This window comes from Pseudomonas sp. PDM15, from assembly GCF_014851565.1.
In the GTDB taxonomy this organism is placed as follows: Bacteria; Pseudomonadota; Gammaproteobacteria; order Pseudomonadales; family Pseudomonadaceae; genus Aquipseudomonas.
In genome coordinates, this window is the sequence record NZ_JACVAA010000004.1 from 239,565 (window position 1) to 253,554 (window position 13,990).

Below are 13,990 nucleotides of genomic sequence, written 5' to 3' on the forward strand. Positions count from 1 at the left end.
CGTCATGCGCTTTCTGATTGAATGCACCTATGTTTATGAGCACCCCAAAGATAACTCTGGTATCCAGAGGGTTGTGCGCAATGTAATCAAACAGCTTGCGAGCATTGAGCTAGAGGTGGAGTGCGTACCGGTCATGATGAGTGGTGGGAAGCTGTATCGCGTCAACAGTCTCGCACCGCTCAAGGTTGATAAAAGAACACCGCGCCGCCATGCGCTGATTATTAAGCTTGATCATGCACGCAATCGGTATTGGTGGTGGCATTCTCGACTTATTCGCCTATGGCCCTTCCGAGCATCTAAGCAGTTGCGTCGAGTGCTCTGGGTCGGTTGCAAGGTAGCTAGCCTAGGCATCACCTTGCCATTGCGCGCATTGCTGCATTTCAACAAAAGGGCTGAGCCTGCACCTGAGCGAGCGACTCCACTGGAGGTCAAAGCAGATGACCAACTATTGTTATTGGACTCCTCGTGGCACGCCGATTTCTTTCCTTTGGCTGAGAAGTTAAAGGCTCAAGGAGTTGGCATCATCTCGGTAATTTATGACTTGATTCCGCTCACCCACCCTCAATTCTGTGACGAGGGACTGGTGAAGGTATTTGACCGGTGGTTCGAGTGGATTTCTAGGACGGCTGATGGCTTCATGGCCATCTCTCAAACTATCAGCGAGCAGGTGGAGGCCGAAGTTACTCGGCGCCTCGGCCCGCTCGAGGCGCAGAAGCGCTGGTATGGGCATTTTCATCTGGGCTCTGAACTCGATTTAATCCGCGGAAATGCTCGACTTCTACCCACGATGCTGAAGATGTTTCGAGTTTCTGCTCCGGTTTATCTTATGGTTAGCACTATTGAGCCTCGGAAGAACCACGCCTATTTGCTGGATGCTTTCGAGCTGCTTTGGCAGCAGGGCAGTTCCGCTCGCCTATGCATCATTGGAAAGATAGGTTGGAAGTGCGAGGATCTGGTTGAGAGGATCACCAAGCACCCCGAGTGGAAGAAGCGTTTGTTCATGTTCAATGGCGTTAATGATCGGAGTCTTGAATACGCATACGCCAATGCGCAGGCATTGGTATTTCCTTCATACGTTGAAGGCTTTGGCTTGCCGTTGGTCGAGGCTATGCAGCGTGGATTGCCAGCTTTCGGTAGTGATATTCCAGTCTTTCGTGAGATTGGAGGGGGCTTCATGGCTTACTTCGATCTATCACAGCCGGCTACTCTCGCTCATCTGATTAATCAGTTCGATCAAACTGGGATTTTCCCGGCTCAAGAGAATGTACGGGATTGGCGCTGGGTCAATTGGCAGCAAGCGAGCCTGCAACTGATTGAGCGCAGTTTGGATGGCGTGAGAAATGGTGCCGGGGTTCCCGTGGGCAATGCGCATAGCGCTTAATGCGAGCATTCTGCGCGCGCCACGTACGGGCATCGGCCACTATGTTGCTGAGCTCTTCAGCGCGTTGCGGAATCTCGGGGGGATAGATCTAGAGCTATTTGATGGCTGGAGTTGGCAAGAGGGTTTGCCTAGCGCATCGCTGCCGGGCTACTCAAAGCTAAGTGGGGCGGTCAAGCTACTGCTACCGAATGCTTATCAGCTTCGCCGGTTGATGCAGCAGCACCGCTTCGACCGTGGCGCTCGCCGAGTGAGTCCGGCGCTTTATCATGAACCAAGTTTGTGGCCCTTCGACTTCGATGGGCCCATGATTATGACCGTGCATGATCTGGCCCATGTACATTACCCCCAAACCCAGCCAGTTGATCGACTGCGCGAGATTGAACGGCAGGTCAACGGCGGTTTGGAGCGCGCCTCCAAGATACTGGTCGACTCGCAGTTCATTGCCAGCGAAGTCGTCCGCCACTACTCCGTGTCTGCCGACAAGGTAGTGGTCGCTCCTCTAGGCCATTCTCGCCGCTTCTATCCGCGTTCCTTCGAGCAACTGAACGTGCCACTGGCCGAGCATGCGGTGAGGCCACGGGAGTACCTGCTTTGCATCGGCACTGTGGAACCGCGCAAGAATCTGCAGCTGGTGATCGATGGCTATCTGGCGTTGCCCGAGGCGCTGCGCCGCCAATACCCACTGCTGATTGCTGGGATGCCTGGATGGCGCAATGAGCAGCTGCAAGGAAGCCTGCAGCGAGCTTTGGCCAGTGGCCAGGTGCGTTTGCTGGGATACCTGCAGGACAATGCTTTGGCCGAGTTGCTCGCTGGAGCTCGCCTGCTGCTCTTCCCTTCTCTTTATGAAGGGTTTGGTTTGCCGGTGCTGGAGGCCATGGCCAGTGGTACGCCGGTGATTCTGAGTCGTCGCGCAGCCCTGCCGGAAGTGGCCGGCGATGCTGGGCTCTACATCGACCCAGAGGATATTCACGGTTGTGCCTCGGCCCTGCAAAATCTGTTGGAGGACGAAGCGGCTTGGCAAGCGCGCCGCACTGCGGGTTTGCTGCGTGCGCAGGATTTCAGCTGGGCACGCTGTGCACAGATTACAGCGAACACCTATCGCGAACTCGTGGGCTCCTAATGCGCGTACTGCACTTCTTCAAGACCTACATGCCCGACACCATGGGAGGCATCGAGCGGGTGATCTTCCAGCTGTGTCAGAGCACATTGCCCCACGGGATCCGCGGTGAAGTCCTGACGCTCAGCAGCAACCCTTATCCGGCCGAGCTGGCGATCGCCGATCATCGGGTGCATCGCGCCAAGCTCGATCTTCACGTTGCCTCCACAGGATTGTCCTACAGCGTGATCAGGCAATTTCGCGAGCTTGCCGAGCAGGCCGACCTGATCCACTACCACTTCCCCTGGCCACTCATGGACCTGCTGCACTTCCTTGTTGGGGTGCGCAAGCCGGTGATCGTCACCTACCACTCGGATGTGGTGCGTCAGAAGTTCCTGCTGCGCCTTTACAGTCCGCTGATGCATCGCTTCCTTGCGCGTGCGGATCGCATTGTCGTCACTTCCCCCAATTACCTGGAGACCAGCGAGGTTCTGCGTCGCTATCGACACAAGGCGGTGACCATACCGATTGGCCTGGACAAGCAGGGCTATCCGCAACCCTCTCCTGAGCGCATGCAGCACTGGCGAGAGCGCTGCGGTGAGCGCTTCTTCCTGTTCGTGGGGGTGATGCGCTACTACAAGGGGCTGCATGTCCTGCTCGAAGCGGTGAAAGACAGCGACTACCCGGTGGTTATTGTTGGCTCGGGGCCGCTGGAGGCTGAGCTCAAGGCGCAGGCCGAGCGTCTGGGGCTGGGCAACGTGCAGTTTCTCGGGCAGTTGGACGACGAAGACAAGGTCGCCTTGCTGCAGTTGTGCCTGGCCGTCGCGTTCCCTTCGCACCTGCGCTCGGAGGCTTTCGGCATCTCCCTGCTGGAGGGCGCCATGTACGGCAAGCCGATGATCTCCTGCGAGATAGGTACGGGGACCAGCTACATCAACCTGCACGGCGAGACCGGGCTGGTGGTGCAGCCCAACGACGCCAAGGCCTTTCGGGCTGCCATGGATCAGCTGTGGGGCGATCCGGAGCGCTGCGCCCGCATGGGGCGCAATGCGCTCGCGCATTATGAGGAGCTGTTTACCGCCGCCCGCATGGGCCAACAAATGGCAGAGCTCTACGAAGAACTCGCCGGAAGGTAGATCGCCTACCCTGGCCTGCTGTCAGGCGAACTCTTTCCAGAAGTCCGCCGGCTTGCCGCTGTACTGCAGGAACTGCTGGATATCGTCCCTGAGTGCACCTACTACCTGTTGCCTGGTGGCGGTTTCCCACTCCAGCGGCTTGGTGAAGGGACGGCGCAAACCTAGGCGGCTGAACAGTCGATTCTGCTTCGGCACGCTGATCTTGGCCAGCTTGTAGCCGGTGAAGTTGTTGGTGCGCAGGAACCTGAGCAGGCGGGTGTCATAGAGCTTCTCGTCCCGCGAGTTGAGCTGGGCACCGGCGGAAGGGTTGTGGTACCTCGAATCGACCCCCAGGAACTCATAGCAGCGCGCCAGCTCCTGTTGCGGATTCTTCTGCAGATCCTCCAGGAACACCACGAGAATCTGCTCGTCGCGGAAGTGCTTGCGGAAACACTGCAGGCGCGTCCAGTAGTGGGAGTCCGCCAGCAATGCCGGAAGGCCCGCAATTGCATTGGCAATGCCGAAGGGGGCATTCACTGCGTAGTGCGGGCCACTATGGTGGAACTCACGATAGCTCGACTCGATGCGCTTCAGTGGATTGCGTACGCAGAAGATCAGCTTCATCTGCGGGTTTTCCACGGCCAGTCGCTCGCTGACCAGCTCGCCGAACTCCTCCGTGGAGTACATCTGCGAGCCTTCTCCCAGTAACTGACCCGCCTGCGCCTCGCGGAATAAACCCTCGTAGGCAGTGCGGTGCTCGACCACGTCTGAACGGTTGAAGTGGTGCGGCTCCTTCATTTCCGGGATAAATATCTGCGGATGCTCGCCCAGTAAATAGCAGAGCGTGGTGGTGCCGCATTTGTTGATTCCGGGAACCAGGAAGTCGATCTTCATCTAGTACTCATACCTTGGGTAGGTGCCGCAGAAGCCATTTGTGTCTGTGTGGCGTGGCTGCGGAGGAGTTCTTGTTGTATTGGGCGTGGGCGAATTTTGGCACGTGCCTGGCGGGCAAAACCAGGCGATTCGAGAAAGTCCGCTGCTCTGATCTATGGTGTGGCGTGTGGGGCCATGGACTCGAAGCCCCGCCGTGCAATGCGATAACGCTCGACCTGGGCCTGCAGGCGAATCAGCAACAGGGATGCTGCAAGACTGCCCAGGATGCTGGCTAGCACAAAGCCGCCACCGTCCTTGGCCAAGGTCAGTCCCAACAGCTTCTCGCAGCAGAAGAACACCAGGAAATGGCTGATGAAAATTGGGTAGGCCAGGCGACCCAGCAGTTCATCCAGCCGCTGCTGCCAGTCGGCAGCGCTTCTGGCGTGAAGCGATGCGCTGAGCAGCGGCAGGGCTACCACTGCTCCAAGCAACAGCTCCTGCACGCGTGGTTTGGCATAGAGACCCAGGCTCGGTGCAACCACCAACAGCATCAGCAGATAGGTCACTAGATAGGCCTGTACGATTCGGCGATAGAAGACTTCCTCACGTCGGCCATACGCCAGCCCGGCCAGGAAGAAGACCAGGACCCCGAAAATGAAGCGGTAGCCGAAGTTGTCGCTATTGAACTCTCCGGTTGCGTGAAACAGGGCGGCGATCTGGATCACGGCGGCACCTGCGGAAACCAGCGCGAAGCCCCAGCGCCCCAGTAAAAGAATCAGCGGAAGCAGCAGGTAGAAGTGGAACTCGCTGGACAGCGACCAGGCTGGCGGCACTATCGGATGCGGCAGCAGGGTGGTGATGCTCAGTGGCTCGAATACATAGTTGGCTGGAAGCAGCGCCAGGTTCAGCAGGATCTTCAGTGGCTCGACTGGCTGATTGAGGAACATCGTGTGCTGGGCGGGGCCGAGCCAGTAGATCAGCAGGAAGGTCAGCAGAACCACCACGCTGTACTGTGGCATCAGCTTGAGCAGTCGGTCGAAGTAGAAGTCTCGTATCGGCTGTGTGCTATGGCGCTGAAAGCGCTGATAGCTACGCCCCATCAGGTAGCCGCTGATGAAGTAGAACAGGATCACGGCGCTGACTCCCGGGTTCAGCGGCATGCCCAGCCCCGGAATATGGGAGAGCAGAACCATCAGGGCGAGGACGAAGCGAAGGATACCGAGCATGGGGTTGACTGGGCTGATTGGTGGTTGGGCAGTGTGACCAAGAATGCGAGGTGCGTTAATAGGCGCTCCTATAAAAAACCCGGCACTAGGCCGGGTTTTTTATAGCTTGGAAGGCGTGTTACTCGACCGCCTTGACCATATCCTCGATGACCTTCTTGGCGTCGCCGAAGACCATCATGGTCTTGTCCAGGTAGAACAGTTCGTTGTCCAGGCCGGCGTAGCCGCTGGCCATCGAGCGCTTGTTGACGATCACGGTCTTGGCTTTGTAGGCCTCGAGGATCGGCATACCGGCGATCGGTGACTTCGGATCGTTCTTCGCGGCCGGGTTGACCACGTCGTTGGCACCCAGCACCAGCACCACGTCGGCCTGGCCGAACTCGGAGTTGATGTCTTCCATCTCGAACACCTGCTCGTAAGGCACTTCGGCCTCGGCCAGCAGGACGTTCATGTGGCCAGGCATACGACCGGCAACCGGGTGGATCGCGTACTTCACGGTCACGCCGCGGTGGGTCAGCTTCTCGGCCAGCTCCATCAGCGCGTGTTGGGCACGGGCTACCGCCAGACCGTAACCCGGAACGATGATCACGGTGTCGGCGTTGGTCAGCAGGAAGGCGGCGTCGTCGGACGAGCCGGACTTCACCGGACGGGCTTCCTGGGCGCCAGCCGGGCCGCCGGCATCTGCCGCGCCGCCGAAGCCGCCGAGGATTACGTTGAAGAACGAGCGGTTCATCGCCTTGCACATGATGTACGAGAGGATGGCGCCGCTTGAGCCGACCAGCGAACCGGCGATGATCAGCATCGAGTTGTTCAGCGAGAAGCCGATACCGGCCGCCGCCCAGCCCGAGTAGCTGTTGAGCATCGACACCACGACCGGCATGTCGGCGCCGCCGATCGGGATGATGATCAGCACGCCGATGATGAACGACAGAGCCACCAGCACGGCGAAGGCGCGGATGTCACCGGTGAAGGTGAAGTACAGGCCCAGGCCGAGGATGGCCAGGCCGAACACCAGGTTGACCAGGTGCTGGCCCTTGAACACGACCGGGGCGCCCTGGAACAGACGGAACTTGTACTTGCCGGACAGCTTGCCGAAGGCGATCACCGAACCGGAGAAGGTGATGGCACCGATGGCAGCGCCGAGGAACAGCTCCAGGCGGTTACCGGCCGGGATCGGATCGCCGAGGGTGGCGACGATGCCCAGGGACTGCGGCTCGACGACGGCGGCGATGGCGATGAACACGGCGGCCAGGCCGATCATGCTGTGCATGAAGGCGACCAGTTCCGGCATCTTGGTCATCTCGACGCGCTTGGCCATGATGGAGCCGGCGGTGCCGCCGACCAGCAGGCCGACCAGCACGAAGCCCAGGCCCTTGGCAGCGCCGCCCTCGGCCATTTCCGCGCCCAGCTTGAACACCAGGAACACGGTGGTGACCACGGCGATGGCCATGCCGACCATGCCGAAGGCGTTGCCCTGGCGGGACGAGGTCGGGTGGGACAGGCCTTTTAGCGCCTGGATGAAGCAGACGGACGCCACCAGGTACAGCAGGGTGATCAGGTTCATGCTCATCAGTGCTTCTCCGCCGCCGCCTTGGGCGCCTTCTTCTTGAACATTTCCAGCATGCGGCGGGTGACCAGGAAGCCACCGAACACGTTGACCGCGGCCAGGGCCACGGCCAGGGTGCCCATGGATTTGCCGAGCACGGTCTCGGTCAGGGCGGCGGCCAGCATGGCGCCGACGATGACGATGGCGGAAATGGCGTTGGTCACGGCCATCAGCGGGGTGTGCAGGGCCGGGGTGACGTTCCACACCACGTGGTAGCCCACGTAGATGGCCAGCACGAAGATGATCAGGTTGTAGATGCTGGGGGAAATCAGTTCCATGTCTCTACTCCTTAGCCGTTCTTGCGCACGACTTCGCCGCCTTTGCACATCAGGCAGGCTGCGACGATGTCGTCTTCGAGGTTGAGCTGGAACTGGGCTTCCTTGTCGATGACCAGCTTGAGGAAGTCCAGCAGGTTGCGGGCGTACAGGGCGGAGGCATCCGCCGGCACCAGCGCGGCCAGGTTGGTGTGGCCGACGATGGTCACGCCGTGCTTGACCACGACCTGATCGGCCTCGGTCAGCGGGCAGTTGCCACCCTGAGCGGCGGCCAGGTCGATGACCACGGAGCCCGGTTTCATCTCAGCCACTGTGCTCTCGTGAAGGAGCGTCGGGGCCTTACGGCCCGGAATCAGCGCGGTGGTGATGACGATGTCGGCCTGCTTGGCGCGCTCGTGCACGGCCTTGGCCTGGCGCTCCATCCACGAAGCCGGCATCGGGCGGGCGTAACCGCCGACACCCTGGGCGCACTCGCGCTCTTCGTCGGTCTCGAACGGCACGTCGACGAACTTGGCGCCGAGCGATTCGATCTGTTCTTTAACGGCCGGGCGTACGTCGGAGGCCTCGATCACCGCACCCAGACGCTTGGCGGTGGCGATGGCCTGCAGGCCAGCCACGCCGGCGCCGAGGATCAGCACGCGGGCGGCCTTAACGGTACCGGCGGCGGTCATCAGCATCGGCATGAAGCGCGGATAGTGGTGAGCGGCCAGCAGCACGGCCTTGTAGCCGGCGATGTTGGCCTGCGACGACAGCACGTCCAGGCTCTGCGCGCGGGAGGTACGCGGGGCGGCCTCCAGGGCGAAGGCGGTAACGCCGCGGGCATTCATGCGCGCGATGGTGTCGTTGCAGAACGGGTTGAGCATGCCGACCAGCACGGCGCCGGACTTCATGTGGGCCAGTTCGGCCTCGGTCGGGGCGACCACTTTCAATACCAGGTCGGCACCGAAGGCGGAGGCGTCGTTGCCGATGGTCGCGCCGGCGGCTTCATAGGCGCTGTCCGGAATGCTGGCGCTGACGCCGGCACCGGTCTGGACAGTCACCTGATGGCCTTGGCCAACCAGTTTCTTGACGGTTTCGGGCGTCGCGGCAACCCGCGTCTCCCCGGCGTGGGTCTCGAGAGGAACACCAATGTGCACTTCAAAATCTCCTGCGTGATCGTTCTGATGAACCGGCGCACTACGTATGGCACGCGGGTGTGTGGGATCAGCACAAAGCCGCACCGGAAGAGGGCGGGCGCGGCATTTTGCAGGCGAATGCCGAGGCCATCAAGAAATTCTGAAGCGATACTCGGTGATAACTACAAGTCATGGCGTGACTCGTAGTTCCTGTTGACGTTCGCAAACTGCCGTTGTTGCTAGGATGAGAGCGAATTTGCCGCAGATCACGGCGCAGAGCGGCATTCGGGACGTGAATGGCCGTTCGTCGATTTGCCCATGTATGGCTGGGTGCGGAAGGGGCGCGGCAGAAACGGTCGAGGAGGCGACGCCATGTAGTAGCCGGCGCTACAGGACTACGCCTGTGCGCCGGGCGTTGCGACCAGCAGATCCTATCGCGGAGGGAAGATCAGGCGATGGCCTTGGGTTGACGAATGCAGGTGGGGCCGGCGCGCTGCTCGACCGCCTCCTGCACCTCCGGGCGCAGGCCGAGCAGGAAGCCCAGTTCGGCGACCACGAACAGCGGGCCGACCACCAGGCCCATCAGGTCGTCGACGAAGGCCGGCTTGCGGCCCTCGTAGTAGTGGCCGATGAACTGGATGATCCAGCCCACCACGAAAAGGCCGAGGCCGCCGCTCAGCCATATCAGGGTGCTCTGCTGCGCCAGCGCGGCGCCGGCCCACAGGCACAGGCCGAGCAAGGCACTCATTAGCAGGCCGAAGCGCAGGTCCAGGCGCAGGTAGAAGACGCCGGCGGCCAGTGCGGTGAGCAGGGCCGGCGACAGCCACAGGCCGGCGATGTCCCAGCCCGGTCGCGACAGCAGCACGGCGACGGCGACCACGATCATCGGAATGCCGATGAAGTGGCTGAGGATATTGCGCCGGTCGCGGTGGTATTCCGCGTACTGGCCGAGATGATCGACGAGGGTTTTCATTGTTAGAGTCTCAGCAAGGCAGGGTTGGTGGCATGATCACGCCAGCCCCCAGTGCACGACTGTCAGTTAGGCGACAAAGCCATGTCCGAATCCCCCTCCCTCTATCGCCCCCTGCTGGAAAGCGGCCAGTGGTTCAGCCATCTGCCCGCTACCCTGCGCGACGAGCTGCTGGGCGAGGCGCGCCTGCTGCAACTGGAGCCGGGGCAGCGCCTTTTCCGCCGCGGCGATCCGCCCTGCGGCCTGTATGCCGTGCTGGAGGGGATGATGCGGGTCGGCGCGGTCAGCCGTGACGGCAAGGAGGCACTGCTGACCCTGGTCGAGCCGCCCTACTGGTTCGGCGAGATCTCCCTGTTCGATGGCCAGCCGCGCACCCACGACGCCTATGCCGAGGGTCCGGCGCGGCTGCTGCAGATACCGCAGGCGGCGCTGCGGGCCCTGCTCGCCCGCGAGCCCGGCCATTGGCGCGACTTCGCCCTGCTGATGAGCCAGAAGCTGCGCCTCGCCTTCATCGCCCTGGAGGAGATGAGCCTGCTCCCAGCCGCCCCGCGCCTGGCCCGGCGCCTGCTGATGATGGCCGAGGGCTACGGCGAGACCGGGCCACGGCGGGTGCTGCATCTGGCCCAGGAACAGCTGGCGCTGATGCTCGGCCTGTCGCGGCAGACCACCAACCAGATCCTCAAGGACCTGGAGGCGCGCGGTGCACTGCGTCTCACCTACGGCGAAATCGAGATCACCGATCTCGGGACTTTGCGCCAGGCCGCAGGCATGGCCTGAGCCTTGGGCTAAGCTGGCAGGAGGCCTTTCGCCAGCATTTTCCCTCCCGTTCCCAGGTCGTGTCGATGTTGTCTGTCCTCCGCCGGCTCCTGCCCCTGCTGTGCCTGCTGCTGTTCTGCGGCGCCGCGCGAGCGGAGCTGCCACTGCTCGACCTGCGCCACGCCGATATCGATACGGTGCCCGGCGTGCGCCTGCTGGAGGACGCCCCCGAGCAGCTGGCGCTGCACCAGGCCCGTGCCCGCCTGTTCACCGATGGCCACGACCTGCAGAGCATTCCCTCGCTGGGCTGGAGCGACAGCGCCTGGTGGTTCGGACTGCGTCTGCAGGGCCGCTCCGGCGAGCGCTATTACCTGTGGCTCGACCACACCTACCTCGACGACGTGCAGGTCTGGGTGTTCGTCGACGAGCGCCTGCAACTCTATCGCCAGGTCGGCGACCACCTGCCGTTCGCCCGCCGCGACGAGCCTCTGCGGGCCTTCCTGGTCCCGCTGCCGACTCTGGGCGTGGGCGCGCAGGAAGTCATCCTGCGGGTGCGCAGCACCTCCTCGATCAGTCTTCCGATCAAGCTGCTGCCGGCCGCCGACAAGGACCGCCTGCTGGCCACCACCTGGCTGAACAACGGCCTGATCGTCGGTGCGCTGCTGGTGATGGCGCTGTTCCATCTGCTCAAGTTCGCCGTCGCCCCGGACCGGCGTCTGGGCTACTACTGCGCGACGATCCTCAGCGTGGCCTGGTACAACGCCGCGATCAACGATCTGACCAACCTGCTGCTGTGGCACAACTGGCCGCCGGCCATGCAGTTCGAGACCAACCTGTTCGGCGCGCTCACGCTGATCTTCAGCACCCTGTTCATCAGCTCCTCGCTGCGCCTAGACGAAGGGCTGCCGCGGCGCCTGCGCGAGTTGCTGATTGTGATGCTGGTGGGTGTGCTGGCTTGGGTACTGCTGAGCCCGACGCACAGCCAGGCGGCGCAGGTGATGAACCTGATGATGCTGACCACCGGCCTGTTCCAGCTCGGCCTGACCCTGCTCGCCCTGCATTTGCGCCGGCCCTACGCCGGCTGGTTCGCGCTGTTCTGGAGCGCCGCCATCCTGCTCATGCTGATGCTCGCCCTCAGTCGCGCCGGCCTGGTGCCGCGCAACGCCTGGGTCGACGTGTTGCACGCCTGGCTGCCGGTGGTCTGCGTGTTCCTCTTCGGCGTGCTCAACGGTCGCCAGCTGGACGATGTGCGCCAGGCCCTGCTGGCCTCGCGCGAGCAGGCCATCGTCAACCTGGAGCAGTACCGCGGCCTGTTCCGCAATGCCGCCGAAGGCATCTTCCGCTGCAACCGCCAGGGCCTGTTGCTGGAGACCAACCCCAGCTTCCTGCGCCTGCTCGGACGCGAGGAGGCCGATGCCGAGCTGCTGCAGGCGCAGCCGATCCAGGGCCTGCTGGCGCCCGGCGACTGGCAGCGCCTGTGTGGTCAGCTCAGTGCTGCGCAGCCCACCGCCAGCGGCGAGGTGCAGCTGCAGACGGCCGACGGGCGCCACCGTTGGGTGCATCTGTCGTTGCACGAGCAGGCCAACCTGCACTGCATCGAAGGCATAGTCGTCGACCTCAGCGAACGCCGTGCCCTGGAGCAGCGCCTGGCGCGCCTGGCCGCGCACGACTCGCTGACCGGACTGGTCAACCGCCGCGAGCTGGAGCGCCTGCTGCAGGGCAGCCTGGAAGGCGGCGGGCGGCACTTCAGCCATCTGCTGTTCCTCGACCTCGACCAGTTCAAGCAGGTCAACGACCTCTGCGGCCACTCGGCCGGCGATCAGTTGCTGCGCCAGCTGGCCGGCCACCTGCTCGGCTGCCTGCCGAGCCAGGCCGAGCTGGCCCGCATCGGTGGCGACGAGTTCGCCGTGCTGCTGGCCGGCTACGACCGGCCACAGGCGCTGGAGCAGGCCGAGCGCCTGCGCCTGGCGGTGGAGCAGTTCGTGTTCAGCTACGGCGGCCGGCCGTTCCGCCTGTGCGTCAGCATCGGTGTGCTGGAGCTGGAATCCGGCGTGCGCGACTGGGAAGAGGCCCTGAACTGGGCGGACAACGCCAGCAGCATGGCCAAGGCCCAGGGGCGCAACCGCGTGCACCTGTTCAACCCGGCCGACGGCGCGCTGGTCGAGCACCAGCGCCAGCTGCAATGGATCACCCGCCTGCGCGAGGCCATCGAGCAGCAGCACTTCGAGCTGTTCTACCAGTCGGTGCGGCCGCTGCAGGGTGAGGAAGAGGGTGCGCACTACGAAGTGCTGCTGCGTTACCGCGACCCGGCTTCCGGCGAGTGGGTGGCGCCGGGGCAGTTTTTCTCCGCCGCGGAACGCTACGGCTTCCTCGCCGAGATCGACCGCTGGGTGCTGCGCCGCTACTGCGAGTGGCTGGCGGCCAATCCGCGCCACCAGACGGTTCTGGCCCAGGTCAACATCAACCTCAGCGCGCCGTCGCTGCTCGATCCGGAATTCCACGCACTGCTCGACGAACTGCTCGACACCCACTGCCTGCCGGCCGACCGCCTGTGCATCGAAATCACCGAGATGGTCGCCCTGGCCGAGCTGGGCAGCTCGGCCGGCTGGATCGAGCGTTTGCGACAGCGCGGCCTCAGGGTAGCGCTGGACGACTTCGGCAGCGGCTTCGCCTCCTACGCCTACCTGCGTCACCTGCCGCTGGACCTGCTGAAGATCGACGGCACCTTCGTCCTTGGCATCGAGCGCGACCCAATCAACCGCGCGATGGTCGGCTCCATGGTGCAGATCGCCCGCCAGCTGGGCCTGCGCACGGTGGCCGAGTTCGTCGAGAGCGAGGCGGCGCAGAACTGCCTGCGCGAGCTGGGCATCGACTACGCCCAGGGCTACTTCATCGACCGCCCGCGCCCGCTGGGTGAGCTGGCCGACGCCCTGGCCGTCGAGCAGCCGCTGGCGCGTTAGGTCAGGCTGGCGCCGATCAGCGCCTTGCTCGATTCCAGCACTTCTTCCTGGCGCTGCGGGCTGGCCAGCATGCGCGCCACCACCAGCGCGCCGACGCACTGGGCGAGGATCGCCCAGGCCAGCTGCGGGTCTTTAAGCTCCTCGGCCCAAGCCTGTTGCAGGCGCACCAGCCAGTGCTCGGCCAGTTCGCGCACGGCGATGTCGGCACGGGCGATCTCGGCGCCCAGGGTGGGAATGGCGCAGCCGCTGTCCGGCTGCTCCACGTGCTTCATGCTCAGGTAGATGGCCAGGCAGCGCTGCAGCTTGTCGCGGCTGGCCACGCCGCTGCCGAGCAGCTCCAGGCTTTGGCTCAGCTCGCGCTCGACGATGGCGGCGAACAGTTCGTCCTTGGACGAGAAGTGCCCGTAGAAGGCGCCGCCGGTCAGGCCGATGGCCTTCATCAGGCCGTCCACGCCGGTGCCGGCGAAGCCGCCGCGCTTGGCCAGCGCGCCGCTGCTGAGCAGCAGCTTCTCGCGGGTCTGGGCCTTGTGTTCGGCGGAATAGCGCATGGCAGAACTCCTGCTTGACGGATGTTCGGAGGTTAGCATAACGTCCGTTTACTAAACGAGCGTTTATCAAAG

General features: G+C 63.1%; 12 protein-coding genes. 5 read left to right on the forward strand and 7 right to left on the reverse strand.

Features of this window, described 5'->3' with window-relative positions:
* The first annotated feature begins 4 nt into the window (after positions 1–4).
* Genes IB232_RS12560 through IB232_RS12570 form a run of 3 tightly spaced genes read left to right on the forward strand, consistent with a single transcriptional unit; the run spans position 5 to position 3,613 of the window.
* Entirely contained in the window at positions 5–1,381 is a 1,377-nt protein-coding gene (locus tag IB232_RS12560; protein WP_192398968.1) for a glycosyltransferase family 4 protein, read from the forward strand.
* Entirely contained in the window at positions 1,365–2,501 is a 1,137-nt protein-coding gene (locus tag IB232_RS12565; protein WP_192398969.1) for a glycosyltransferase family 4 protein, read from the forward strand. The genes IB232_RS12560 and IB232_RS12565 overlap by 17 nt, the downstream gene beginning before the upstream one ends.
* Positions 2,501–3,613, forward strand: coding sequence for a glycosyltransferase family 4 protein (locus IB232_RS12570; protein ID WP_192398970.1), 1,113 nt, complete (start codon positions 2,501–2,503; stop codon positions 3,611–3,613). Before IB232_RS12565 ends, IB232_RS12570 begins: the two co-directional genes overlap by 1 nt.
* 21 nt (positions 3,614–3,634) lie before the next feature.
* On the opposite strand, the gene IB232_RS12575 is transcribed toward IB232_RS12570, so the two are convergent.
* From IB232_RS12575 to IB232_RS12600, 6 genes are all read right to left on the reverse strand, one after another.
* Complete coding sequence (locus IB232_RS12575; protein WP_192398971.1) at positions 3,635–4,486, reverse strand: sulfotransferase family protein; 852 nt, start codon at positions 4,484–4,486, stop codon at positions 3,635–3,637.
* A 152-nt stretch (positions 4,487–4,638) separates the two neighbouring features.
* On the reverse strand, positions 4,639–5,691 hold the full coding sequence (locus tag IB232_RS12580; RefSeq protein WP_192398972.1) for an acyltransferase family protein: 1,053 nt from the start codon (positions 5,689–5,691) through the stop codon (positions 4,639–4,641).
* Positions 5,692–5,809: 118 nt separating this feature from the next.
* A complete protein-coding gene (locus IB232_RS12585) occupies positions 5,810–7,258 on the reverse strand; it encodes an NAD(P)(+) transhydrogenase (Re/Si-specific) subunit beta (protein WP_192398973.1) in 1,449 nt (482 codons plus the stop codon).
* The gene (locus IB232_RS12590; protein WP_137973808.1) at positions 7,258–7,572 is read right to left on the reverse strand and encodes an NAD(P) transhydrogenase subunit alpha; all 315 of its coding nucleotides are present in this window, start codon (positions 7,570–7,572) and stop codon (positions 7,258–7,260) included. The genes IB232_RS12585 and IB232_RS12590 overlap by 1 nt, the downstream gene beginning before the upstream one ends.
* An 11-nt stretch (positions 7,573–7,583) precedes the next feature.
* Positions 7,584–8,705, reverse strand: coding sequence for a Re/Si-specific NAD(P)(+) transhydrogenase subunit alpha (locus IB232_RS12595; protein ID WP_192398974.1), 1,122 nt, complete (start codon positions 8,703–8,705; stop codon positions 7,584–7,586).
* A gap of 427 nt (positions 8,706–9,132) precedes the next feature.
* The gene (locus IB232_RS12600; RefSeq protein WP_192398975.1) at positions 9,133–9,657 is read right to left on the reverse strand and encodes a DUF962 domain-containing protein; all 525 of its coding nucleotides are present in this window, start codon (positions 9,655–9,657) and stop codon (positions 9,133–9,135) included.
* 81 nt (positions 9,658–9,738) lie between these two features.
* On the opposite strand from IB232_RS12600, the gene IB232_RS12605 reads away from it, so the two are divergent.
* Positions 9,739–10,431, forward strand: a complete 693-nt coding sequence (locus tag IB232_RS12605) for a Crp/Fnr family transcriptional regulator (protein WP_192398976.1) — start codon at positions 9,739–9,741, stop codon at positions 10,429–10,431.
* A gap of 65 nt (positions 10,432–10,496) precedes the next feature.
* A complete protein-coding gene (locus IB232_RS12610) occupies positions 10,497–13,370 on the forward strand; it encodes an EAL domain-containing protein (RefSeq protein ID WP_192398977.1) in 2,874 nt (957 codons plus the stop codon).
* On the opposite strand, the gene IB232_RS12615 is transcribed toward IB232_RS12610, so the two are convergent.
* Positions 13,367–13,918, reverse strand: coding sequence for a TetR/AcrR family transcriptional regulator (locus IB232_RS12615; protein WP_192398978.1), 552 nt, complete (start codon positions 13,916–13,918; stop codon positions 13,367–13,369). The genes IB232_RS12610 and IB232_RS12615 overlap by 4 nt on opposite strands.
* Positions 13,919–13,990: the final 72 nt, after the last annotated feature.